At 38.3% G+C, this 25,348-nt stretch carries 21 protein-coding genes and 2 riboswitches; of the genes, 14 read left to right on the top strand and 7 right to left on the bottom strand.

The genetic code is table 11. The annotated features are described in order from the left end of the window. Positions 1-54: 54 nt before the first annotated feature. The 3 genes from ACE025_RS00435 (at position 55) to ACE025_RS00425 (ending at position 4,630) form a co-directional block, all read left to right on the top strand. Complete coding sequence (locus ACE025_RS00435; protein ID WP_485936333.1) at positions 55-1,722, top strand: PTS transporter subunit IIBC; 1,668 nt, start codon at positions 55-57, stop codon at positions 1,720-1,722. A gap of 3 nt (positions 1,723-1,725) precedes the next feature. Continuing rightward, positions 1,726-2,565, top strand: coding sequence for an endonuclease/exonuclease/phosphatase family protein (locus ACE025_RS00430; protein ID WP_485936331.1), 840 nt, complete (start codon positions 1,726-1,728; stop codon positions 2,563-2,565). Between the two features lie 427 nt (positions 2,566-2,992). Next, positions 2,993-4,630, top strand: a complete 1,638-nt coding sequence (locus tag ACE025_RS00425; RefSeq protein WP_485936762.1) for a peptide ABC transporter substrate-binding protein — start codon at positions 2,993-2,995, stop codon at positions 4,628-4,630. Between the two features lie 90 nt (positions 4,631-4,720). Here ACE025_RS00425 and ACE025_RS00420 read toward each other — a convergent pair whose 3' ends face one another. Next, positions 4,721-5,092 (bottom strand): DUF3899 domain-containing protein, encoded by a 372-nt coding sequence (locus ACE025_RS00420; RefSeq protein ID WP_485936329.1) that lies wholly within the window; start codon positions 5,090-5,092, stop codon positions 4,721-4,723. 156 nt (positions 5,093-5,248) lie between these two features. On the opposite strand from ACE025_RS00420, the gene opp3b reads away from it, so the two are divergent. The 6 genes from opp3b to ACE025_RS00390 all read left to right on the top strand — a co-directional run bounded on the left by opp3b (position 5,249) and on the right by ACE025_RS00390 (position 12,589). Continuing rightward, positions 5,249-6,190, top strand: a complete 942-nt coding sequence (gene opp3b, locus ACE025_RS00415) for an oligopeptide ABC transporter permease (RefSeq protein WP_092480360.1) — start codon at positions 5,249-5,251, stop codon at positions 6,188-6,190. Between the two features lie 6 nt (positions 6,191-6,196). Beyond that, entirely contained in the window at positions 6,197-7,243 is a 1,047-nt protein-coding gene (opp3C, locus tag ACE025_RS00410; protein ID WP_485936760.1) for an oligopeptide ABC transporter permease, read from the top strand. Between the two features lie 12 nt (positions 7,244-7,255). Further along, the gene (locus ACE025_RS00405; RefSeq protein WP_485936326.1) at positions 7,256-8,422 is read left to right on the top strand and encodes an ABC transporter ATP-binding protein; all 1,167 of its coding nucleotides are present in this window, start codon (positions 7,256-7,258) and stop codon (positions 8,420-8,422) included. Next, a complete protein-coding gene (locus tag ACE025_RS00400) occupies positions 8,406-9,350 on the top strand; it encodes an ABC transporter ATP-binding protein (protein WP_485936324.1) in 945 nt (314 codons plus the stop codon). Before ACE025_RS00405 ends, ACE025_RS00400 begins: the two co-directional genes overlap by 17 nt. 593 nt (positions 9,351-9,943) lie before the next feature. Then, a riboswitch (Lysine riboswitch) is annotated at positions 9,944-10,115 on the top strand. 113 nt (positions 10,116-10,228) lie between these two features. Next, complete coding sequence (locus tag ACE025_RS00395) at positions 10,229-11,842, top strand: ABC transporter permease subunit (RefSeq protein WP_485936322.1); 1,614 nt, start codon at positions 10,229-10,231, stop codon at positions 11,840-11,842. A 12-nt stretch (positions 11,843-11,854) separates the two neighbouring features. Further along, positions 11,855-12,589, top strand: coding sequence for an amino acid ABC transporter ATP-binding protein (locus ACE025_RS00390; protein ID WP_485936320.1), 735 nt, complete (start codon positions 11,855-11,857; stop codon positions 12,587-12,589). A gap of 265 nt (positions 12,590-12,854) precedes the next feature. On the opposite strand, the gene ACE025_RS00385 is transcribed toward ACE025_RS00390, so the two are convergent. Continuing rightward, on the bottom strand, positions 12,855-14,009 hold the full coding sequence (locus ACE025_RS00385; RefSeq protein ID WP_485936318.1) for a pyridoxal phosphate-dependent aminotransferase: 1,155 nt from the start codon (positions 14,007-14,009) through the stop codon (positions 12,855-12,857). Positions 14,010-14,144: 135 nt separating this feature from the next. Then, positions 14,145-14,316: riboswitch (Lysine riboswitch) on the top strand. A gap of 83 nt (positions 14,317-14,399) precedes the next feature. Here ACE025_RS00385 and dapF point away from each other — a divergent pair. Together dapF and dapD are read left to right on the top strand one after the other, a co-directional pair. Then, the gene (gene dapF / locus ACE025_RS00380; protein WP_485936316.1) at positions 14,400-15,191 is read left to right on the top strand and encodes a diaminopimelate epimerase; all 792 of its coding nucleotides are present in this window, start codon (positions 14,400-14,402) and stop codon (positions 15,189-15,191) included. Between the two features lie 20 nt (positions 15,192-15,211). Then, on the top strand, positions 15,212-15,907 hold the full coding sequence (dapD, locus tag ACE025_RS00375; RefSeq protein WP_485936314.1) for a 2,3,4,5-tetrahydropyridine-2,6-dicarboxylate N-acetyltransferase: 696 nt from the start codon (positions 15,212-15,214) through the stop codon (positions 15,905-15,907). Between the two features lie 100 nt (positions 15,908-16,007). Here the strand turns inward: dapD and ACE025_RS00370 are convergent, their stop codons facing one another. After that, positions 16,008-17,258 carry a metal ABC transporter solute-binding protein, Zn/Mn family gene (locus tag ACE025_RS00370; RefSeq protein WP_485936312.1) on the bottom strand — a complete coding sequence of 417 codons (1,251 nt, stop codon included), beginning with the start codon at positions 17,256-17,258 and terminating at the stop codon, positions 16,008-16,010. A gap of 18 nt (positions 17,259-17,276) precedes the next feature. Further along, entirely contained in the window at positions 17,277-18,275 is a 999-nt protein-coding gene (locus ACE025_RS00365) for a ZinT family metal-binding protein (protein WP_485936310.1), read from the bottom strand. A gap of 364 nt (positions 18,276-18,639) precedes the next feature. On the opposite strand from ACE025_RS00365, the gene ACE025_RS00360 reads away from it, so the two are divergent. The 3 genes from ACE025_RS00360 (at position 18,640) to ACE025_RS00350 (ending at position 21,932) form a co-directional block, all read left to right on the top strand. Continuing rightward, complete coding sequence (locus ACE025_RS00360; protein WP_485936308.1) at positions 18,640-19,137, top strand: DUF2798 domain-containing protein; 498 nt, start codon at positions 18,640-18,642, stop codon at positions 19,135-19,137. Positions 19,138-19,299: 162 nt separating this feature from the next. Continuing rightward, entirely contained in the window at positions 19,300-20,640 is a 1,341-nt protein-coding gene (locus ACE025_RS00355; protein WP_485936306.1) for a dihydrolipoyl dehydrogenase family protein, read from the top strand. Positions 20,641-20,741: 101 nt separating this feature from the next. Further along, positions 20,742-21,932, top strand: coding sequence for a coenzyme F420-0:L-glutamate ligase (locus ACE025_RS00350; RefSeq protein ID WP_485936304.1), 1,191 nt, complete (start codon positions 20,742-20,744; stop codon positions 21,930-21,932). A gap of 339 nt (positions 21,933-22,271) precedes the next feature. On the opposite strand, the gene ACE025_RS00345 is transcribed toward ACE025_RS00350, so the two are convergent. The 3 genes from ACE025_RS00345 to ACE025_RS00335 all read right to left on the bottom strand — a co-directional run bounded on the left by ACE025_RS00345 (position 22,272) and on the right by ACE025_RS00335 (position 25,325). Then, on the bottom strand, positions 22,272-23,168 hold the full coding sequence (locus ACE025_RS00345; RefSeq protein WP_485936302.1) for a glycine betaine ABC transporter substrate-binding protein: 897 nt from the start codon (positions 23,166-23,168) through the stop codon (positions 22,272-22,274). Between the two features lie 380 nt (positions 23,169-23,548). Continuing rightward, the gene (locus ACE025_RS00340; protein WP_485936300.1) at positions 23,549-24,409 is read right to left on the bottom strand and encodes an alpha/beta fold hydrolase; all 861 of its coding nucleotides are present in this window, start codon (positions 24,407-24,409) and stop codon (positions 23,549-23,551) included. 175 nt (positions 24,410-24,584) lie between these two features. Then, a complete protein-coding gene (locus ACE025_RS00335) occupies positions 24,585-25,325 on the bottom strand; it encodes a MurR/RpiR family transcriptional regulator (protein WP_485936298.1) in 741 nt (246 codons plus the stop codon). Positions 25,326-25,348: the final 23 nt, after the last annotated feature.

Genomic DNA, 25,348 nt, shown 5'->3' with positions numbered 1-25,348 from the left:
TATTTAAAGCAATCGTTTGCATTACTATTTGAGTACATAAGGAGAGAAATAAAAATGAAAAAAATTCTTTCATTTGATTTTTGGCAAAAATTAGGGAAAGCCCTAATGGTTGTTATCGCTGTTATGCCAGCAGCAGGATTGATGATCAGTATTGGAAAAATGATCGCTATGTTCAGCGGTGATATTTCACTCGTAATAACAATTGGAAGCGTTATGGAAAACTTAGGTTGGGCAATCATCAGCAATCTGCATTTATTATTTGCCGCAGCTATCGGTGGATCTTGGGCTAAAGAACGTGCCGGCGGAGCATTCGCCGCTGTTCTAGCATTTATTTTGATCAATATGACTAGTGGAGCTGTCTTTGGAGTTACTTCAGACATGTTAGTCACAGAAGGCGCTATGACAAGTACATTGTTCGGTGCAGCAATTCCTGTTGACGGCTACTTTGTCTCTGTTTTAGGATCACCTGCTTTAAATATGGGAGTATTCGTCGGAATCATCTCCGGTTTTGTCGGAGCACTTGTCTACAACAAATACTATAATTTCCGCAAATTACCGGAAGCCCTTTCTTTCTTTAATGGAAAACGTTTTGTACCATTCGTCGTTATCTTATGGTCTGTCGTTGTATCATTAGTATTAGCTTTATTATGGCCGATCGTTCAAACCGGAATCAACAACTTCGGTCAATGGATCGCTACTTCAAGCGAAACAGCACCTGTATTCGCGCCATTCATCTATGGTACTCTTGAACGACTACTATTGCCGTTCGGTTTACATCATATGTTGACGATTCCTGTAAACTACACTGCTCTTGGAGGAACGTATACTATCATGACTGGTTCAACTGCAGGAAGCCAAGTATTTGGTCAAGATCCATTGTGGTTAGCTTGGGTCAGTGATTTGGTGAACTTGAAAAATGCTGGAGACACAGCAGCATACAATGAATTATTAGCTACTGTAACACCTGCTCGTTTCAAAGTGGGTCAAATGATCGGTGCTGCAGGTACTTTACTAGGGATTGCATTTGCTATGTACCGTCGCACGGATAAAGAAAAACGTTCTAAATACAAATCAATGTTTCTATCTGCTGGTTTAGCTGTGTTCTTAACAGGTGTAACAGAGCCGCTTGAATTTATGTTTATGTTTGCAGCGCCTGCTTTATACGGGGTATATGCTATTCTTCAAGGAGTTTCATTTGCTTTAGCAGATTTGATTCCATTACGTGTACACTCATTTGGTACCATTGAATTCCTTACTCGAGTTCCGATGTCGATAAATGCTGGTCTAGTATGGGATGTTGTGAACTTTATTCTTTCTTGTGTGGTCTTCTTCTTCTTAGCTTATGCAGTTTCATACTGGATGATTGGCAAATTTAAGATCGCTACTCCAGGTCGTTTAGGTAATTATATAGAAGAAAACAATGCAGAAGATGATGTTGATGCTTCAACTATTGCTGACGAAACAACAAATGGCGCTGTGCCAGATTCTCAAATCAGCGGAATCATTAATGCACTAGGCGGTAAAAACAACATTTCAGATGTAGATGCTTGTATGACTCGTTTGCGTGTAACGGTTAAAGATCCTGCTATCGTTAAAGATGAAGCAGATTGGAAAAAATTAGGCGCTTTAGGTCTAGTTAAAAAAGGAACGGGTATCCAAGCCATTTACGGACCGAAAGCAGATGTGTTAAAATCAGACATCAATGATTTATTAGGAGTGTAATGATTGAAATTTTTATCTTTGAATACTCACAGTTGGATGGAAGACCGTGCGTTAGAAAAACTAGATGACATTTGCAATGCTGTACTGCGTCATCGTTTTGATGTGATCGCATTGCAAGAAGTCAATCAGCTGATGACTTCTTCCTCTGTCAATCATGCTCATCTTGATGCCTTTACAGCATCAAAAGATAACCATGTTGTCAGACAAGACAACTTTGCTTTTGTCTTGCAGCAAAAGCTGGCTGAAAAAGGTCTGCAATATTACTGGACATGGGACTCTTCTCATATTGGTTATGATCGATATGACGAAGGGACGGCATTATTGAGTTTAAAGCCGATCCAATCTGTGATGTCTTTCTTTGCTTCTGAAAATACGGCTTATGATGATTACAAAAGCCGCAAAGTAGTCGGTATTCAAACCGAATCCGGCTGGCACTTCAGTTTGCATCTTGGTTGGTGGCATGACGATCATGACCCTTTTGCAGCTCAATGGGAACGCTGTTCTGCCGTTCTTGGTCGTTTATCAGGTTCAATATTCTTATTAGGAGATTTCAACAATCCTGCTAGCCGAAAGCAAGAAGGTTATGAATTAGTCACTGAAAATTGGTTTGATACTTATCAGTTAGCCGCGCAAAAAGATAAAGGTTTTACTGTCGCTGAAGCCATTGATGGTTGGACGGAAAATCAGGGCGGTTTGAGAATCGATTACATTTTCGCCAATCAGCCGATTGAAACAATCTCGTCAAAAGTAATTTTCAATGGAAAAAACGAACCGATCGTTTCGGATCATTTTGGGGTTTTTGTTGAAATCAGCCATAAAAAAAACAAGACGACTCGTCCTTAAGGATCAGTCGTCTTGTTTTTCTAGTTTCTTCTATTACATATATCTATTAATTATTTGGTTCTTTCTATTATGAGTCACTAACTTCTGATTTCACAAGTTGATACAGTTTTATGGCAACTGTACTCATTTTTTTACTGATTTTACTAATGGATATTTAGTTGTTTTTTCATTAAAAACTCATTTAAAGGCACACCGCTTTACTATAGCTTTCTTTTAAATCCGTGTCAATAAAAAGAAATTTTTACAAATGTCAAAATTTTGTTAAACCATAAAAGCCTTATTTAATAGCATTGTTTGAATGTTCAGAATAAACAATTTTGTACAAAAAATAAAAAATGAGAAGTTCTTTTAAATCCAAACTTGTTTTTAATAAACACTGCACTTATACTAGTACAGTATCTAAAAAAATTTACGAACGGAGGAAATAATAGTGATAAATAAAAAGGCTTCTTTATTGTTTTTATCATTATGCACTGCTTTGGTATTAGTAGCATGTGGTGGTTCAGGAAATACCTCCAACTCAGGAGAACAAGTACTGAATTTAGTGGCAACTGCTGAAATCCCTACTATGGATTCAGCTTTAGCTGATGATACTGTTGCTTTTACTGTTTTGACAAACGTTAATGAAGGATTATACCGCCAAACACTTGACGGTACATTAGAATTAGGTATGGCCGCTGAAGAACCTGTTGTCAGCGAAGACGGCTTGACTTATACCTTTAAGATTCGTGAAAATGCAAACTGGTCTAATGGAGATCCAGTAACCGCTCAAGATTTTGTTTACGGGTGGCAAAAACTGGTCGATCCAGCAACTGCAGCTTCTTACTCTTATATGATGAGCGGTGTTATTGCCAACGCTACTCAAATCATGAATGGTGAAATGAAACCAGAAGAACTTGGTGTCACTGCACTAGATGATAAAACTTTAGAAGTACAATTGGAAACAAACCTTCCATACTTTAAAGATTTATTATCTCTAACTATGTTCTTCCCTCAAAATAAAGCTGTTGTTGAAGAACTAGGTGATGACTATGCATTATCAAGTGATAATTTAGTCTATAACGGACCGTTCATGTTGGAAGACTGGGTAGCAGCCGGGGTATCTTGGACATATGTTAAAAATCCAAATTACTGGGACGCAGACACTGTTGCTTTAGACAGAATCAACGTCGATGTTATGAAAGAAACATCTACTTCATTGAACTTATATGATACTGATGCAACTGACCGTATTTTATTAAAAGGGGAATACGTTTCACAAAGAGCAGGAGATCCTGAAATGCACACAATGCCTACCTCTTCAGTATTCTATTTAAAATTTAGCCAAAATGATCCAAACAGTCCATTGACGAACAAGAATATTCGTAAAGCTATCGCAATGGCATTTGATAAACAAGCATACTCTGAAGTTGTTTTACAAGATGGTTCTATTCCAGCTAATGCTTTAGTACCAAGAGGTTTAGCTTTAGATCCTGAAACAAAAGAAGATTTCCGTGAACAAAATGGAGACTTATTGTCTTATGATGTAGCAGCTGCTCAAGAGTACTGGGAAGCTGGTTTAGAAGAATTAGGTGTTGATTCTATTGAATTAGAATTGCTGTCTGATGACACTGACAACTCAAAACGTTCTTCTGAATTTATCCAAAGTCAATTGACATCTAACTTAGAAGGACTAAAAATCAACTTGCGTAACGTACCATTCAAAGTTCGTTTAGAAGCCGATAATTCTGGTGACTACGATATCCAATTATCTGGATGGGGTGCTGACTATGCTGACCCGATCAACTTCTTGGAATTGTTTGAAACAGGCAACGGAAACAACACTTCAAATTACTCTAATCCAGAATTCGATGCTTTGATTGCTGAATCTCGTGCAGAAACAGACGATTTGAAAGCTCGATGGAACTTACTATTGGAAGCTGAAAAAGTCATGATGGAAGACGGAGCTATTGGTCCTGTTTACCAACGTGCGAATGCTGTCTTAGAAAAAGATTATGTTGAAAACATCGCAGAACATTTAGTAGGAGCAGAATACTCTTACAAATGGACATCGATTAAAGAATAAATTTTTGCTTATTTGTTTTTGTGAAAGAAAAAAATAAAGCAATCATCGGCTCTTTAATGTAGATGAGCTGATCATTGCTTTATTTTATGATTATAGGAAGTAATCCCATAAAAACAGTATGCTGAGAACGAGAAGAATCATCCCTACTGTTAAAAAAGAACGGTACCCTTGTCCGATGGATTTGGAAAGTGCCTGAGGGTCATTGTCTTCTTCTATCTCATCTGTATCTTGCTTTCTTTTTCTTAATTTGGCTACTTTTTTCATACTATAGTGAAAAAAATCAAAGGCTCCATTGGATAAGACAAATCCAAAAAGACCAATGATCACTAAAGGCAATGCTACTAAGAATAAGGTGTTGGCTAAAGGAATCCATTGTACTGTTTGGTAGTTGAACCATTGGAACAAAAGAACTGCAAGAAAGATAATGAGCGAAATCAAAATATTTTTTTTAGTGAAGTTCATGATAGGTGTATCCTTTCTTTAAAAGTGACATACCTAATGTAACTAAAAAAATCGATAAATACAATTCAATTCGAAAGCCAGCCTTATATTTCTCTCGTTCTATTATTATGATAAACTGTCTTTTATGAAAAAAATTATGATGGAGGTTGAATCTCAATGAAGAGTTACGCAAAGTACATTGGAAAACGTGTCTTATATATGCTTCTTACTTTGTTCCTAATCGCTTCGATAACGTTCTTTCTAATGAAACTGTTGCCTGGTACGCCTTACAGCAACCAAGATAAGTTAAGTGAAGAACAAATAGCCATTATGGATGAAAAATATGGTTTGAATGAACCCGTTATTGTGCAATATGGAATCTATATCTTTGGTCTTGCTACGGGGGACTTGGGAACTTCTTTCCAATTCCACAACACACCAGTTTCTGACCTGATCAGCTATCGAATTGGACCATCCGCTCAAATAGGTATACAGGCAGTCGTCGTCGGAACGTTGCTGGGAATCGTCTTAGGAGTTGTTTCAGCTATGAAACAAGGAACTTGGGTCGATACCACTGCTACATTGACGGCTATTGTCGGACGATCTATACCTAACTTCGTATTTGCAGTATTGCTGCAATTAGTTTTCGGAGTATGGTTACGCTGGTTCCCAATCGCTTTATGGACAGGTTTTGCCTCTTCTATCCTGCCTTCAATGGCATTAGCTATTTCACCGCTGGCCGATTCAGCTCGGTTCATGCGTACAGAAATGGTTGATGTATTGAGCAGTGATTACGTAGAGTTAGCCAAAGCAAAAGGTTTAAGCAAGTGGGAAGTGGCTTTCAAACATGGAATCCGCAATGCATTGATCCCATTGATCACTTTATTAGGACCCATGGCAGTTGCTTTGATGACCGGTTCGATGGTAATCGAAAACATCTTTGCTATCCCTGGTATCGGGGAACAATTTGTTAAATCGATCTTAACAAATGACTACCCAACAATCATGGGTGTTACCATGCTTTATTCATTATTATTAGTTTCAGTTATTCTACTTGTTGATATTCTGTATGGAATTATTGATCCTCGTATTAGAGTAGCTACAGAAGGAGGAAAATAATTTATGATGAGCGAAAATAAATTTCAATCTGAAAACTCTATCCCTGATTTGTCTCCAGACTTATTTGTCAAAGCAGATGGATTAGATGTTGAAGATAACGAAAAAATCACTGCCCCTTCTCTAAGTTTTTTACAAGACTCATGGCGCCGATTAAAGAAAAATAAAGTGGCTATGGTCAGTATGGTTCTATTGATCGTGATTACATTATTGAGTATTTTTGCTCCTGTGATTGCACCTAATGATCCAAACGCTCAAGTTATCGAACATGCTAACTTGCCGCCTAGAATTGAAAATATCAACATCAATGGTCTTAATGGAACGATTATAGAAAATGACAAACGTATTGATAAATATGCAGCTAAAAATGTTCCTAGTGATGTCAACTACTACTTAGGTACTGACAGTCTAGGTCGTGATTTATTTTCTCGTATTTTATACGGTACACGTGTATCCTTATTTATTGCTTTTGTAGCAGCTTTATTAAACTTGACGATTGGGGTAACCTATGGTCTGTTGTCTGGTTGGCTTGGTGGAAAAGTCGATAATGTCATGCAGCGTATCCTGGAAATCCTTTCAGGTGTTCCAAACTTGGTTATCGTTATCTTGATGTTATTAGTACTAGATCCAGGTATCTGGTCTATCATCATTGCATTAGCTTTGACTGAATGGATCTCAATGGCTCGTATTGTTCGTGCTCAAACACTGAAATTAAAAAATCAAGAATATGTATTAGCAGCTAAAACTCTTGGACAATCTACATTAAGTATTGCGTTCAAACATATCTTGCCTAACTTATTGGGTGTCGTGATCATTCAAGTCATGTTCTCTATCCCTTCTGCTATTTTCTTTGAAGCCTTCTTGAGCTTTATCGGTATCGGTATTCCTGCTCCTAACGCTTCATTAGGTACATTGATCAATGATGGATACAAGACATTCCGTTTCTTGCCTCATTTGATGTGGTACCCTTCTGCTGTAATGAGTATGATTATGATCAGCTTCAACTTGCTGGCAGACGGCTTACGTGATGCATTTGATCCAAAACTGAGAGATTAGGAGGAAACCTGGATGGAAAATATATTAGAAGTAAAAGATTTAAATATTTCATTTGATACGTATGCAGGACAAGTTCATGCCATTCGTGGAGTGAACTTTGATTTAAAACCTGGCGAAACGTTAGCCATCGTTGGTGAATCTGGATCTGGAAAATCAGTTACCAGCCGAAGCATCATGCGTTTATTGGCCAACAATGCAAATGTCGACAAAGGAGAGATCCTTTTCAAAGGCGAAAATTTACTGAAAAAATCAGAAAAGCAAATGCAAAAAATTCGTGGTGCAGAAATTGCTATGATCTTCCAAGATCCAATGACTTCTTTGAACCCTACTCAAAAAATCGGTAAACAAATTGCTGAACCGATATTGAAACATCAAGACGTTTCTAAAGAGGAAGCATATAAAAAAGCCGAAGAATTATTAGGTTTGGTTGGGATTCCTGATCCTGCAAAAAGAATGAAGCAATACCCTCACCAATTTTCAGGCGGACAACGTCAACGTATCGTTATTGCGATCGCGTTGGGTTGTAATCCAGATATTTTGATCGCTGACGAACCAACAACAGCGTTAGACGTTACGATTCAAGCACAGATTTTGGAATTGATGAAAGAATTACAGCAAAAAATCAAAACTTCTATCATTTTCATCACTCATGACTTAGGTGTTGTAGCAAACGTTGCTGACCGTGTAGCGGTTATGTATGCTGGTAAATTCGTTGAAGTAGGAACCGTTGACGAGATTTTTTATAATCCGCAACATCCATACACTTGGGGTCTATTAAGTTCTATGCCCACTTTAGAAACAAGCGGCTCTTTATACGCTATTCCTGGAACGCCACCAGATTTGTTGAATCCTCCTATAGGTGATGCATTTGCTCCTCGTAGCGAATATGCTTTAAAAGTAGATACAATGTACGAACCGCCTTTGTTCAAATTATCTGATACTCATTTTGCAGCAACTTGGTTATTACACCCGGATGCTCCAAAAGTTACTCCGCCAGCTGGTATTGTAGCCCGTCAAAACGGATTCCGTGCCAAACAAGTAAAACTTGCTCCGTCAAGCGACTTAACAAAAATGAGCGGTCAAGATGCTGAGATCGATCAAGAACAAGACAATCTTTCAATTGATGAAATCACAACTGAACGTGATGCGAAAGGAGAAGTAAATGAGCCAAGATACTAATCGTAAAAAACTTTTAGAAGTAAAAAACTTAAAACAATACTTTAACGTTGGTTCTAAAAATGAAGTCAAAGCCATTGACGATGTTTCTTTCGATATTTATGAAGGTGAAACTTTTGGGCTTGTAGGGGAATCTGGTTGCGGGAAAACGACAACTGGACGTACGATCATTCGTTTGTACGACCCGACTGACGGTGAAATTTACTTTGATGGTACTAAAGTTCATTCATTACACGGAAGAAAAGATCAATTAGAGTTTCGTAAAAACATGCAAATGATTTTCCAAGACCCTTATGCTTCTTTAAACCCGCGTATGAAAGTAAGAGACATTATTGCTGAAGGAATTGAGATCCACAAATTAGCCAACAGCGAAGAAGAAGTTACTGCTCGTGTAGAAGAATTGCTGGAATTAGTTGGATTAAACAAAGACCACTCTTCTCGTTATCCTCATGAATTTTCAGGTGGACAACGTCAACGTATCGGAATCGCTCGTGCTTTAGCAGTAGATCCTAAAATGATCATTGCTGATGAGCCAATCTCTGCTCTTGATGTGTCTATCCAAGCGCAAGTAGTCAACTTGTTGATGGAATTGCAGAAAAAACAAAAATTAACGTTCTTGTTTATTGCACATGATTTGTCTATGGTAAAATACATCAGCGACCGTATCGGTGTTATGTACTTTGGTAAAATCGTTGAATTAGCACCTGCTGATGACGTATACAACAAACCATTGCATCCATATACAGAAAGTCTGCTTTCAGCAATTCCATTGCCTGATCCAGATTACGAACGCAATCGTACACGTTTTGCTTACACTCCTCGTCCTTCAAATGGCGAAGAAGAAAAGCTAAGAGAAATCGCACCAGGACATTTTGTGTACTGTCGCGAATCAGATGTACCAGGTCTTCAAGAAAAATTAGCTAAATACTAATTGCTCCATACAAAATCCTCTGCCTAACAGCAGAGGATTTTGTATTTTCTTTAATTTCTAACATTGGTAAACAAGTTTCCTTCGCCCTATGGGGTGCTTATAAACAGCCATGGGACCACCTTGAGCCAAAAATCATGTCTCAAGGCTTACAAGCGTTACGCTTAGTAATTCTCATTGTATCCTTTTCATGACTATAAGCACCCCCATATTTCTCCTGAAATTTTTAGAAGTGTATTTCTCATGGATTTAGAATTAAAAATAAATGTATTTAGTCAACTCTTTTCAGTTTTAGTATGTGCATAAAAACTAGGTTGTACACTATTTGACGTTAGTAAGTTAGGATCGATTCGTGAAGCTGGAAAATTTCGTCTTCGCCACTTCATTATTGACTTTAAACGGTAAATTTTTGTCATGCTGAATGAATTTAATGAATTCCTTAAAACTAAAACAATTTTTATAAAGACGTGTAAATAAACAGTATCGTCTCTACTTAATAGCTATAAGATGGGAAATTTTACAATAAAAAATTGACAACTACATATTTTTCTTCTAAAATCTTATAAAGATCACCAATTAAATACGAGTATCCTTAATATTTTGATAGAGGTCGCGAGGTTCATTAATCCTGCTGAGTGAGGCAACACTGTGAAGCAGAGCTAGGGGACATCGCCGAAACAAAATGATTCTTGCTTGAACACTTTGTTGGGTTACAAATGAACAATTTGTAAACTGTCTCAGCACTTGCTGAGTTGCGCTATGCTTGTAGAAGGTTTGCCGACGTGAAGTCTTCAGCCATTTTCCAATCATGGACAATGGCTTTTTTTTGTACCTCCCTTTTTTCTATCATCTGTTCAGACCTCGTGAAAGGAATGAGTCATTTGAAAAAAAATATTTTACTTTTACTATTAAGTGTCATTTGTTTTGTCTCCTTAGCACAACCTCTAACTGTAAAAGCACAAGAACAAAGTCCAGATAATGAATTTCGGGTTGGATTAGAAGCTAGTTATGCTCCTTTTAACTGGACACAGACGTCTCCAGATAACGGTGCTGTTCCTATTTTTGGAGAGGAAGGCTCTGCGTATGCTGGTGGATATGACGTCCAGATTGCAAAGAAAATCGCGGATGGATTAGGCAAAGAATTAGTCATTGTTAAAGTCCAATGGGATGGATTGGTTCCTGCGTTACAGTCTGGAACGATTGATGCCGTCATTGCAGGAATGTCTCCGACTGAAGAACGCCGTGAGCAAATCGACTTTACCGATGCTTATTATGAGTCTGATTTAGTGATAGTCACTCGAAAAGATAGTCCATTTGCCGACGCGCGTAACCTGTCTGATCTTTCTAACGCCAAAATCACTGCCCAACAAAGTACGTTTCATTACACTGTCATTGATCAAATACCAAATGTACAAAAAGAACAAGCCATGAAAGATTTTTCAGCCATGCGTACTTCTCTTGCTTCAGGCGTTATTGACGGTTACGTTAGCGAACGTCCTGAAGGGATAACAGCTACTGGTGCCAATCCAGATTTAACCATGGTTGAATTTGATGAGGGGGAAGGGTTTCAAACCAATCCTGAAGATGTCCAGGTGGCTATTGGAATGCGTCAAGGAGATCCAGATCTTGAACGGATCAACGAGATCATAGCAACTATTTCCGAAGATGAACGTACAGAATTAATGGACACTGCTATTAAAGAGCAACCTGCTGCAGTAGAAGAAGTACCTGATGGCGAGACTGCAGAATCTAATTCAGATGAAGGGTTACTCAGTGATTTTAGAAATATTTTAGATGAATATGGTATCCTCTTTCTTCGTGGAACAGGTCTGACTCTTTTTATTGCTGTATTTTCAACTATTGTTGGACTGCTGATTGGATTGCTCATTGGTATCTTCCGTTCACTGCCCTCTGCTGAAAATCCATTTAGTCGTTTCCTTCAAAAACTTGTACATGGACTTTTAACCATCTATATTGAAGTCTTTCGTGGAACACCCATGATCGTGCAAGCAATGGTCATTTATTATGGAACGGCATTAGCCTTTGGTGTCTCTATGAACCGGACAGTTGCAGCGTTGTTGATTGTGTCGATCAATACTGGAGCGTATATGTCTGAAATCGTCAGAGGTGGTATCTTCGCTGTTGACAAAGGTCAAACTGAAGCTGCTCAAGCCATTGGAATGACACATGGTCAAACGATGATCAAAGTTGTCCTTCCCCAAGTAATGCGGAATATCCTGCCAGCAACGGGTAATGAGATCATTATCAATATTAAAGACACGGCTGTTCTGAGTGTTATTAGTGTTGCTGACTTGTTCTTCCAAGGAACAACCGCTGCGGGTACTAACTACCAATACTTCCAGACATTCACAATCGTTGGGATCATCTATCTGGTCTTAACGATCTCAGCAACTCAACTCTTACGTCTGGTCGAACGAAAAATGGATGGTCCAAATGAATATGCCATGCTTGATGAATTAAATCCTGAGGAATAAGGAGGTTTTCTCGTGTCAGCAACTATTGAAATCAAACACTTAAAAAAGAATTTCGGGAAAAATGAAGTCTTAAAAGATATCAGCATGTCCGTTACTAAAGGTGAAGTTGTTACTATTATCGGCTCTTCTGGGTCAGGAAAATCCACACTGCTTCGCTGCATAAATTTATTGGAAAAACCAACTAGCGGAGAGGTCATTTACAAAGGTGAAAATGTTCTAAAAAAAGGATACAGTTTACCAAAATACCGTAAAAATCTAGGCATGGTATTCCAGTCTTTCAACTTGTTCAATAACATGAACGTTCTAGAAAACTGTGTCACTGGACAAGTAACTGTATTGAAAAGAGATCGTGAGGAAGCAGAAAAAATTGCTCAAGAAAATCTAAAACTAGTTGATATGGAAAGATATGTCAATGCAAAACCTGATCAACTTTCTGGTGGACAAAAACAGCGTGTAGCTATTGCACGAGCTCTCTCCATGAATCCAGATGTTATGCTGTTTGATGAACCAACTTCCGCTTTGGATCCAGAAATCGTCGGAGAAGTTCTGAAAACCATGAAACACTTAGCAGAAACAGGATTGACCATGGTCATCGTAACGCATGAAATGAGCTTTGCAAGAGAAGTGTCCGACCGTGTGATCTTTATGGATAAAGGCGTCATCGCTGAAGCTGGAACCCCTGAAGAGATCTTCAATCACCCTAAAGAAGAACGTACGAAAGCCTTTCTATCTCGAGTATTGAGCTAACTTTAGTGCTGTATCTAATACTGTTTTTTTTAACGTAAGTTTTAAACTACGAGATTCAACGGACTCCTGCCGAGAATAAGACGGGTAAAAATTTTATCGTTTAACCCAAAGAAGAGACCCATAAAGTCAGCAATCCATGCTGACTTTATGGGTCTCTTCTTTTATTTGCTGGTTTAGGAGGTATTTCGGAATCTGCGAGCACGCTTTGCGTGCCGTTTTTCTGCTATTTCAGCTAATAATGGTACGCAAATCATTTGAGCATACCTTACTTCTGTCCTGCTTTAGGTAAACGAGAAAGAAAAAGCTCCAATCTGTCCATCGCTTCTTCTAAAACGTTCCTATCGACGCAAAAACTGATTCGTACATAATCATCTGCTTCAAAATAACTGCCTGGAATCAGAGCTACTCCTTGTTCAAGGACTAACTGTTTACAAAATTCATAGGAAGTCATCCCATATTTTTTGATCGATGGCAGTATGTAAAAAGTACCGTCTGGCAATTCTACGTCCACGCCCATAGCTCTCAAGCGGGCATAAACATAATCTCTCCGTAAACGGTAAGAATCCAGCATCTCTTTGACATCGTAATCCAATGCGGTTATAGCGGCATCTTGAATGAAAGTGCTGACGCATGAAAGTACATATTGGTGAATCTTGAGTGCTTCTTCAATGAAGTTCTGATCCGCTATTAAGTATCCGATACGCCAACCAGTCATAGCATATGGTTTCGAGAAACTTTGACACGTGATGATATATTTTTTGATATCAGTGTACTGCGATAATGGCTTAGGTAACTCAGTAAACACTAATTGATTGTAAACTTCATCGCTGATCACAAAAAGCTCGTGTTTCTTCACAGCTTCATAGATCACTTTTAGTGAAGAAGCATCCAGCATCGTTCCTGTGGGATTGTTTGGAGTATTGATGATAATAGCTTTGGTCTTAGGAGTGATCGCTGCTGTCAGCATTTCTTCAGACAGTTGAAATTGGTTCTCAGAAGTATCGATCGAGACGCATACTCCTCTATTCATTTGAATCAATTGCCGATATAAAGGAAAAGCGGGTTGTAAAATAATCACTTCTTCTCCAGGATTCAATAGGGTCGCTAAAGCCGTTGAAATAGCCTCTGTAGAACCAACTGTGATCATGACTTCTCCTGGTGAATAATCTACGTGATTCGTTTTTTTCTCAAATGCACAAATGGCTTCTCTTAATTCAAGGCTTCCTTGAGCTGATGAATAGCGCGTTTGGTTTCTATTTAAAGATTTGATTGCCGCTTCTTTTATAGATTCCGGTGTTGGAAAATCTGGTTCTCCTAAAGTTAGAAACAGTGAAGCCTGATTATCTACTGCATATTGATTGAATGCCCGTATTTCGCTTGTTTGCAATTGAAGGACGTCTTTATTCAATAGTTCTTTCATTCGATCACTCCTTTTTCTTATGAAAAAAAGTGTACCAGTTTGCAGAAAAAAAACAATCTTTAATTTTTTCTTTTTTGACAAATAGACAAAGAAAACATTTAGTGGTAAGATATAAAAAATCTAAACGTAAATTAAAAATTGAATAGAGGTAGCAATGTAGATGAGTACTACACCAGAGAAGGCATTCTATGATGGTGTACGAAAGGCAACCATTGCCGAACGATAAAGATCGGCGGATCTTTTCTCGTGGGGATATGGGAAATACCTATGTCACTCCTGCTGGAACAGCAGAGGCGCTATTATATGTCTGCAGAACGATTGTATACATTTAAGACGCCAGCAATGGGGTCTTTTTTTGTTACTGGAGAAAAATAAAAAAGGGGTTTTGATATGTCGACTTATAAATACAACGGTTGCGGCAATACTTTTGCAATTCGTGATTTTGAAGATGGAATAAATTATGCTGAAGAAGCTGCTGTTTTATGCAGTTCAGAACAATTTAATACAGATGGGCTCATCGTCGTAAAAAAAGCCCCTTTAGAGATGCTGCTGTTCAATCGTGACGGCTCTCAAGCTCCGATGTGCGGCAATGGGATTCGTTGTTTTGCCAAATATGTTCTGGACAAAGGATTGACTGTAGAAAATCAGTTTGCTGTCCAAACCTTGGCGGGCGAAATGACGATAGACATTCTTCAACATGAGCCCTTCTATTGCGAAGTCAATATTGGCCGGCCTGATTATTCAAATGAAGCTTTTGGAGCTGCTGATGATGCTTCTTACATCAATCGAACAATCTCTATTGATGGAAAAGAGGTTACATTTACTAGTTTATTTATGGGGACTGTACATACAGTTGTTTTTGTAGAAGATGCACCAGCTATGCTGGAATCCGACTTAGGCGAAAAAATTTGTCATCACCCATTATTTGCGCAACAAACCAATGTTAATTTTGTACAGGTTTTGAATCAAGAAGAACTTATTGTCCGAACATTTGAGCGCGGTGTTGGCTGGACATTGGCTTGCGGAACTGGATGCAGTGCCAGCTTCGTAGTGGCTAGAGACGCAGGTCTAGTGAAAGATAAGGTCACTGTACATCTCGAGCAAGGGTCTTTGACCATTTCCGGGACAGAGGATGTTTATATGAACGGTCCAGCTGTATTTGAATACAAGAAATCATTTTAACTGCCTAGGAGGAAGCTTTATTGAACGCACAAGAGATTATCCAATTCATCAAAGAATCTAAAAAACAAACCCCTGTGAAAGCTTATATCAACCTAACCGAGTCTATTGATTTTCCTAACTGTAAAGTATTTGGAGAAGGACTCTCTAAAGTTGTTTTCGGAGATTACGAAGACTTGAAAGTCATTCTTGAACTAAATAAAGAACATATCAGTGATGTAGAACTGGAATATGATCGCAGAAACAGTGCGGTGCCTTTACTAGATACTACTGGCATAAATGCTCGCATAGAACCTGGAGCTATCATTCGAGACCAAGTAGAGATCCATGATCATGCTGTGATCATGATGGGAGCGGTCATCAATATTGGTGCTGTCGTTGGCGAAAAAAGTATGATCGATATGGGAGCAGTTCTTGGTGGTCGGGCTATTGTTGGTAAAAATTGCCACATCGGTGCTGGTGCTGTTTTAGCTGGTGTCGTCGAGCCAGCTTCCGCTACTCCTGTGATTGTTGAGGATGGTGTTTTGATCGGCGCAAATGCTGTCGTTATTGAGGGTGTTCGAATAGGTAAAGGAAGTGTTGTTGCTGCCGGAGCTGTCGTTATTGAAGACGTTCCAGAAAATGTGGTGGTTGGCGGTATACCTGCCCGTATTTTAAAGGAAAAAGATGAAAAAACCACTAATAATACGGAATTGATCGCTGCTTTACGTGAGTTGTAACATCAACAAAAAATGTCCGCCTCAGTTGATTAGTTTTGAGGCGGACATTTTTAATTGGTGATTATTATTTGATGAATTGAGTCTTTATTAGGAGATCATATTACTGAATACTTAACTTGAAGGCTTCCAAATTCTTACGCATCAAACTTAAATAATCTAACCCTTCAGCTTGCATCTCTTCAGTCACACTTTCAAGATCATACAACACCTCTATTTCTGTTCCTGTTTCTTGAGCAACTGTTTGAGCGATAGAGGAATTGGCTCCTTGTTGATAATAAATTACCGGCACGTTGTATTTTTTCACTAATTTATTAATTTCTGCAATACGCGAGGGACTAGGCTCTATCTCAGTTGAAATACCTCCGACTGCAATTTGCTCCAAATTATAACGGCGAGCGATATATCCAAAAGCTTGATGTTGAACTACAAATACACGATTGGTTGCGGAAGAAAAAGCAGCTTGGTATTCTTCATCCAATTGTTGAAGTTCTGAATTGAATTTTTCAGCATTTTCTTCATAATAAGATTTTCCATCAGGGTCTGCTTGAATCAATGCGTCTTTAATAGTGTTAACTTGGTCTTGAGCTAAAATCGGGTCTAACCATACATGCGGATCCAGATCTTCGTGATTATCAATCACCACTTCAACAGATGCAGATTGCGCTTTTTGTTTTCCTGTATCATCATATAGAACAACTTTCACTTCAATACTTTCTCCTGTGGTTTCATATTCAAAAGCAGTTTTTGTTTGACCAGAAACAGCTTCCCAATTTTGACTATCTTTCTTGCGGACATACCATTGTAATTTATCCGACTCTTTCTTTTGATTTGAATCAGCAATCAATTGAACGACGTCTCCTGTGTGGTAATGTCCAGATAGCCCATTAAGTTTGATCGACTCAGGTACATCTTTATTTTCAGCCAATATCTCCTCATTAGTTGGTTCACTGCTCTCTTCATGTGCGTGTTCCTCAGCATGGATAAACTGATTTGTATCCGCTGTACGAACTACTGCCAGATCTTCACTATTTATAGATTCCATCAGACTTCCGACCCATGGTTCCATTTCTCCACTACTGTAAATAAACACATCTGCATCATTTATAGCTGCAACATCTTTGGCACTTGGTTCGAAGCCGTGTACATCTGTTCCAGCTTGTATAACCATTGAAACATCTGCTCGATCACCTGCTACTTCTTTCGTAAATTCATATACTGGGTAAAAAGTAGTTACTACTGACAAGGTTGACGACTCATTTGGTTCATTACCAGATGGTTCCAGATCACACCCTAAAAGCAGTACTCCTGTGACGATACTGAATAAACTCAAAAAAACTCTTTTCTGTTTCATCTTTTTCTCCTTAGTATTTTAGTGAGCTAACATATCGCGTACAAGACCATCTGCATCCAAATCTGAAGGATAATAAGTAGGCCAATTGTCCATTTCTTCTAACAATTGCTCTCTATCATCTCCCCAGTACAGATGAAAATGAACCGAATCTTCAGGGAAGATATTATGGTCACTGAATTGAAGATACTTAGGCGCTTCTTTTGAACCCTCAACTAGTTTATAAACAAATCGTACTCCTCTGTTCCCTTTTTCATAATTCAATATTTCATATCCCTCATTTTCATAAATCCCTGAGTACTCTTTTTCACCTTCATAAAAAGTGACTTGATTTTCTTCAATACCGATTTGATCAACAGAGGTCTCATAGCCAGTAGTATAATACTCTTTGTATTCTTCGGCCGTCATATCGCCGTCTTCTTCTTTATGTTCAAATACTTCGTCTAGATCTCCAGATTGAAGATAAGGGAACACAGACTGCCATTGGCCTTCGAAGTCTGTTAACTCTCTATTTTCTACTTGTTCATCTTCAAAATAGCCTTCATAGATTTGCTGGCTAACTTTATCATGACCATGGTGATCATCAATCAGAATGGTTGCCGGTTCAGATTCAGCGTAAATTTGATCCTTTTCATCAACTAAAGTTGCTTTTACTTCTAAACCATCGATTGTTGCCTCTCCAATAAAGTCTTTGGTTTTTTGACCAGGAATAACTTTCCATTCGCTTTCTTTATTTTCTTTTGAATACCAAATCCATTGCAGACTATCTACTGTATTTTTTGAGGAGGCACTTAATTCAACTGTATCTCCTGTATGATAATGATCAGCTAAACCGTTGATGCTGATTTTGGTACCTTCTCCATTCTCTTGTTTCTCTTGAGAAGAGCTTTGTTGTGCCGCTTGTTCACTTCCATTATCTGCTTCCTCTTCATTTTGATTTGAAGAAACGTTTGCCCCACATGCTGTTAGTAGAATACTAATTGAAAGAAACGTTATGTATTGAATGAATCTTTTCTCCATTTGTTTCATCTCCTTTATAAATCGTAATTGTTACGATTTAGAATTTACCATCTTTATCTATGTATTGTCAACAAGAATTACATAAAAACTTTTTCGATTCTTTTTTTATAAATTTATAAGTATTATTATTTTTGTATATTGCTCGTAAAAAAGTGTGATTAATGAGGGTTTTCTAAAAATAAATTCTCTCTATTTAACTGAAAAGTTCAGCTTTAATTATGGTATACTTTAACAATCAGTGTGTAACAAAAAAAACGGAAAGCCATCAGAATCATGGCTTTCCGTTTTTTTTTTTGTTATCTGCCATCTTTAGGTGTTTTTATATACAACGTTTACCATCTGAAAAAAATTTGGAGATGATATTATGCAAGAAGAAACAAGAACGCCTCAAAACAGAAAAGAATTTATTTTATTTTTAGCTGTAATTTCAATTATTTCCGTAAACACTATTGCACCATCGATCATGGCTTTACAATTTGGATTTACTAAAGCCGTTTGCCTGCAGACATTGAAAACTATTCCATTTATGTGGATCATTGTCATACTGATCGTACCTTTTATTGTTGAACCTGCCGTAAATAAGTTAATACCGAAATTCATTCAACCAACTGATAGTTTTAATGCTGTAACTTTAGTCCATATCTTTTTCAGCATGTTGATCATGTCTATCTTGCTGACTGTTATTGGTACTTGGGTAGGAACAAAATCGATTTCTATAGAACCAATCAAAACTTTTTTCTATACTTGGCCGCGAAACTTTACGATCGCATTTTTCATAGAGCTATTAGTCGCTCAGCCTTTGGCCCGTTTAGCCATGACATTGATCCATAAACAACGAGCAAACAAAACGGTAAGATCATAATCTGAACTTTAAAAACAAAAACCAACCTTTACGAGTATCTTTTTGTAAAGGTCGGTTTTTGTTGTCCAATAAATCATAAGGTTTTTTGTTTTTAAAGTAAGACTTTCTATGTTACAAAGAAGCAAAGATGCCCTAAGAATGATAGAAAAGGAGACAAAGCAAATGAAAAAGCATTTCGATAGTGTTGTCATTGGAAGCGGTGTTGCTGGGATGGGAGCAGCTTCCAGTTTGGCTGCTGCTGGGAAAAAAATCGCCATTATAGAAGAAGACTTATGGGGCGGAACTTGTCCCAATAGAGGCTGTGATCCGAAAAAGGTCTTGCTTTCCGCAGTTGAAGCTAGAGATAAGGTCATCCAATTGCAGAACAAAGGCCTGCATATTGTACCTGAGATCGATTGGCCGGAGCTGATGGCTTTTAAAGAGACCTTTACTCACCCAGTGCCCGAACAAAGTAAAGACAGCCTCCAATCTTCTGATGTAGAGACTTTTTACGGCAGTGCTTCATTCACTCCTCATCAAACAGTACAAGTAAACGAAGACGAATTAGAAGCAGACCAATTTATTATTGCGGCTGGAGCTCGCCCTTCTTTTTTGGCTATTGAAGGACAAGAACACTTCTTGACGAGTAATGAATTTTTGTCTCTTCAAGAGATGCCGGAAATTATTACTCTTGTTGGCGGAGGATACATTGCTTTTGAATTTGCTGCCATCGCCAGTGCAGCTGGAGCTGAAGTACACCTTATCCAGCATAATGACCGTCCTCTTAAAGCTTTTGACAAAGAACTCGTTCAACTTCTAATGGAACAATTAAAAGCCAGAGGGGTCAATTTTCATTTGAATAAAGAGATTACGAAAATCACAGCTGCTAGAAAAGGATTTACCATATCCGATGGTTCAGACTTTCAATTGCATAGTGATTTAGTTTTCTGCACTACAGGACGGATACCAAATACAGAAACGCTGCACCTTGAAAACGTTGGTGTTGAGTCGGACAAAAAAGGAATCCTAGTCAACGAATTTCTTCAAACCAGCAACTCTTCTATTTTTTCTTTGGGGGATGTTCTATCTAAAAGCCAGCCTAAGTTGACTCCTGTATCTAGTTTTGAAGCCGATTATTTAGTGTCTTATTTAACAGGGAAAAATTCACAGCCCATCTCTTATCCTAGTATTCCAACAATGGTATTTTCTGCGCCGAAATTAGCTCAAGTTGGTGTAACAGCAAAGACAGCAGAGAATAACCCCAGCAAATACGAATCGTCTACTATAGATGCTACTAAGTGGTTTAGTTACAGCAGATTAAACGAACCTATTTCTACTATAAAAGTTATTACCGATAAACAAACTGGATTACTGGTTGGTGCAGCTTGTTTAAATAACGAAGCTGATGAATTGATCAATTATTTCAGTCGAATGATCGATCAAAAAATGAGTGCTGCAGAGCTGACTAAAAAAGTATTTGCTTATCCAACCATTGCCAGTGATTTAAGCTACTTCTACTCTTGATTCCTGCCTTGTAAATCCCTGAGTCTAATTTACATTCTTACAAGAACAAGGTATAGTAGTAATGGTTTGAAATTAGCTTACCTATTAGAGGAGAGATCATATTGGAAAGAGTAGTTGGAACAGTAGTACGAGGACTTCGTGGTCCAATCATTAATAAAGGAGACGACATCGAGCAGATCGTAGTAGATACAGTCTTAAATTCGTCAACTGTTGATGGTTTTTCAATCGAAGATCGTGATATTGTAACCGTAACTGAGTCTATCGTAGCCCGTGCACAAGGAAATTACGCCACAATCGATGATATCGCCGCAGATGTTCAATCTAAATTTGCTGGAGATACGATTGGTGTTATTTTCCCTATCCTTAGCCGTAACCGTTTTGCAAATAACTTGCAAGGTATCGCCAGAGGTGCAAAAAAAATTGTTTTAATGTTGAGCTATCCATCTGATGAAGTAGGAAATCACTTAGTAAATATTGATGAGTTAGACACTAAAGGAATCAATCCTTGGACTGACATTTTAACTGAGCCTCAATTCCGCGAACACTTTGGCCAAGTCACTCATCCCTTTACCGGAGTAGACTACATTGAGTACTACAAAGGGATCGTCGAATCGGAAGGTGCAGAATGTGAAGTTATCTTCTCAAATAATCCAAAAACGATTTTATCATACACTAAAAATGTATTAACATGTGATATTCATTCACGTTTCAGAACAAAACGCATCCTAAAAGCTAATGGAGCTGAAAAAGTATATGGTCTTGACGACATCCTTTCAGAATCCATCAACGGCAGTGGCTTTAATGAAGCTTACGGTTTGCTTGGCTCAAATAAAGCAACTGAAGAAAGTGTAAAATTATTCCCTAACAACTGCCAACCTATCGTAGACGGCATCCAAGCAAAAATCAAAGAATTGACTGGAAAAACAGTTGAAGTAATGGTTTATGGTGATGGAGCTTTCAAAGATCCTGTTGGAAAAATCTGGGAACTTGCTGATCCTGTAGTATCTCCAGGTTTTACTGAAGGTCTTAAAGGAACACCAAGTGAAGTAAAATTGAAATATTTAGCGGACAACAACTTCTCTCAACTACGCGGAGACGATTTGAAACAAGCTATTTCTGAATACATTGAAAACAAACAAGAAGACTTGGTTGGATCAATGGAAGCACAAGGAACAACTCCTCGTCGTTTGACTGACTTGATTGGTTCATTGTCTGATTTAACTTCTGGAAGTGGAGACAAAGGAACACCTATGGTCTACATCCAAGGTTACTTCGATAACTACACAGTTTAGAGAGCGGAAATTGCTTTAATACATGAAAATACTTGGTTTCAAAAGCTGCTGGAAGAAAATCTTCCAGCAGCTTTTTGTTCTTTAAAATATAAGGTAATTTTGGTGTTGCTAGGACAAAATGGGTGATCGAAAACTGGTTATTAATCAAGTAACCTCGAGTTTAGGGGCCATTTGATTAATAAATGGGTACTATTGATCAAATGGAAGCTCTCTGTATGCTCACTTGACTGATAGCTCAGTCCTATTAGTCAAGTGACTATCTACTGCATGCTCACTTGACTAATAGAACCCCCGCTCTTCTATCATCCATCAACTATCGAAAAACAGCCTCTCGATTCTTTATTCTTTTGGCTCTAGATCTTCGATAGAGTCAATGTCCATATACTCCGGTACTACAAAACCATTTTGAGTTCCAGTCAAGTTAGGTCCTAAATCTACTATATCTTCTTCGTATTTTTCATAAAAAGAGTTGTGGGTAGTAGGCAGCCAAGGAGAAATAGAAGCATCTGCTTTTCCGTTTGCTACTGCTTCAAATAGAATTGCAGGATCAACATCAGAGACAGTCACATCATAGCCTTGTTGCTCTAAAACAGTGGCTAAAACTTGGCTTGAAGCTCTTTCCGAATCCCACGGTGTAGAGACCAAGTCGATTTCTTCTCCATCAACTTTCTCTGTCCCTCCCAGCCAACTATTGATTTTTTCCGGGTTGGCTTCGATCCAATCCGCTGAAGCTTCTTCAATGGAACTTGTTTGGGCTTCAAAAGTGATTTTTTCCATATCTTCAACCTCCCATTCAAAGGCATCCAAGATCTTATAAGCATTTGGCATTTCCTCTTCAAATCCTATTCGGGCAATGGTGTGGATACTTTCTACTTCTCCCAACGTTCCTTTAGGATCCTCAATAAATTTCAAATCATACTGGGTAAATTTGTAGTGAGGAGCCCAGCCTGTAACAATAATAGGTTCTTCATTTTCTATCGCTTGTCCAAGCAGCGTCAGCATACCTGCAGTAGAGCTTTCTTCCAGTTCCCACCCCTCTAGATTATCGTATTCTTCTAATGTCTTTTCTGATAAACCTGTCAATCCCGCTCCGGGTTCGATACCTATAATCTTGTGCTCTACTTGTTCACTGATGCTGTTATTCGCACTTGCAGCATCTTCTTGTGTACTGCCACATCCCGCTGCAAGCAGCACCGTTGTCAATCCCATCGTTATCCCTATATTTCTTACTTTCATTTCTTTTCCTCCATGATATTAAAAGCATTCCACTTTTTTATTTCGGCTAATGTTTCGTCCTTGATCAGCGCATGTTCAAATGCACCAATCAAGAGATAGTTAGTCTTTTCGCTCCACTTTGTTTTTTTGATTACCGATAACCATATGTACAAATAAGCAGTTGTTTCTATTAGGAATCCATTAATACTGAGAAGTATACCCTTGTTTTTATTCACTTATATGCAATTTGATCTTGAGGCCTCCTCTCTTGAGAGCAGGTCACCGATTTAGAATAGCCACTATCCACCGTAACATTAATAGTGTATCGTTTCAAATTTGATGAATAAAAACACAGAAATAGACAGCGCCGCTTCATTCAGCAAACACTGTCTCTATTTTGGTTATTCTCTTATAAAATCAATCATCCACTCATTTACTTGTTCGGCTTTTTCATGTTGAATCCAATGCGTCGCTTCTCCTATCAATCTTCCTCGACCATTATCGCAGTACTCTAAACTTTTGCTCGCTAATTCTTGACCTAAAAACTGATCTTTAGCTCCCCAAATCACAAAAGTCGGTACTTTCACTCTTGCAGGAACCTTTTGTCTGGAAGGGTAACGAACTAAAGCGCGATACCAATTGATCATCGAACGCATTGCTCTGGGCTGCGACCAAGCAGAGCGGTAACGTTGTAAATCTTCTTCACTGAACGTCCCTTTTTGACTAGTTGCTTTCAACGCCTTTATTGCCGGTTCCCAATCAGACACACTAAAGAGTCGTTCAGGAACTCCTCGTAATTGAAAGAAACCGATATAAGAGCTTTTCAAAATTTGCAGCGGATGCTGCAGTATTTGCTTAGCCATAGCTTGTTCATGAGGTGCATTCAAAATGATCAATTTGTGCAATAGGTCAGGATACTCTCTTGCTACTCTCCAAGCAACGATGCCTCCCCAGTCGTGTCCAACCAAATAGACTTTTTCTTTTCCGGAAGCTTTGATTAATCCTGCAATATCGGCTGCTAGATCTTTCATTTGATAGTCACGGATCTTTTTAGGTTTGTCGCTGAGATTGTACCCTCTCTGGTCAGGGACCCAAACTCGGTAGCCTTGACTCGCTAAAGCGGAAATTTGTTTTTCCCACCCGTACCAAAATTCAGGAAAACCATGCAGTAAAAGAACCACTTCTCCTTCTTTCGGTCCTGCTTGAACTACATGCAGCTTGATGCCGTTTGTTTCAATAAACGTATGTTCAATAGTTTCCATTTTGCTTACAACCTCCTGATTGAATCTAAGTTTCAAATTGTTGGATGACTAGTTGATAATGGTGCTTACTTTCCTATATTCTAGTTCATCTTCTGTTAGTATTCGAAAGATAAGGCTTTTAAAAATATCTATAAAAAAAGAAAGCCACTTGTAGGCTTTCTTTTCCGATGGAATATTAAATATATTTTTTGATTGTTCTCACCATTAAATCCACTAACAAAAAGAATCCAATCCGCGAAATAGAATCGTCTCGTTTGGTATCCATTTCTTCTGTGTGGCAATACAGTTTCAAGTCTGCATAAGATGCCAAAATACTCGATTGAAAGGCTGTTAAGCTGATGATTTTGGCTTTTTTCATATGGACTTTGCGAGCTGTATCAATGATTTTTTTCGTGCTGCCTGACAACGAGATCAAGATCACCACATCATTTTCGGTAACCAAATTTGTAAAAGTCTCCGATAAATTATAATCTTTAATGAAAAAACAGTGCAGACCTAATGAAAAGAGCAAGTGTTCCAGATAATACCCCACTGGCTTACTAGTTCCCCGAGCCATAATGAAAATATTCTTTGCTTGAATGATTTCTTCAGCACAGCGATCAAGATCTTCTTCTGAAACGAGAGAAAGAGTTTTATCGATGCTGCTGGTCACTGTTTCTTTTGCAGATAATTTGCTGTTGTTTACTATAACAGCTTTTTCCCGCAATTGCTGATTGATATGATACTTGAGTTCTTTGAATCCGCTGAACCCCATTTTTTGCGCAAGATTGATAATCACGGTTTTAGATACAAAAGAAAGTTCAGCAAGTTGGTTGATATTCACGTACGGAATCTCTTCCAAATGATTCATCATGTATGATAGAGCTTTTCTTTCGCTTTCAGTCAAATCATCGTAGCTGTCTATAAAATCAAGCATGGCACTCATCCTTTTAGCAGTAT

This window comes from Desemzia sp. AGC72, from assembly GCF_057334175.1.
The sequence above is the reverse complement of the archived record's forward strand: the minus strand, read 5'-3'. Positions and strand labels throughout refer to the sequence as shown.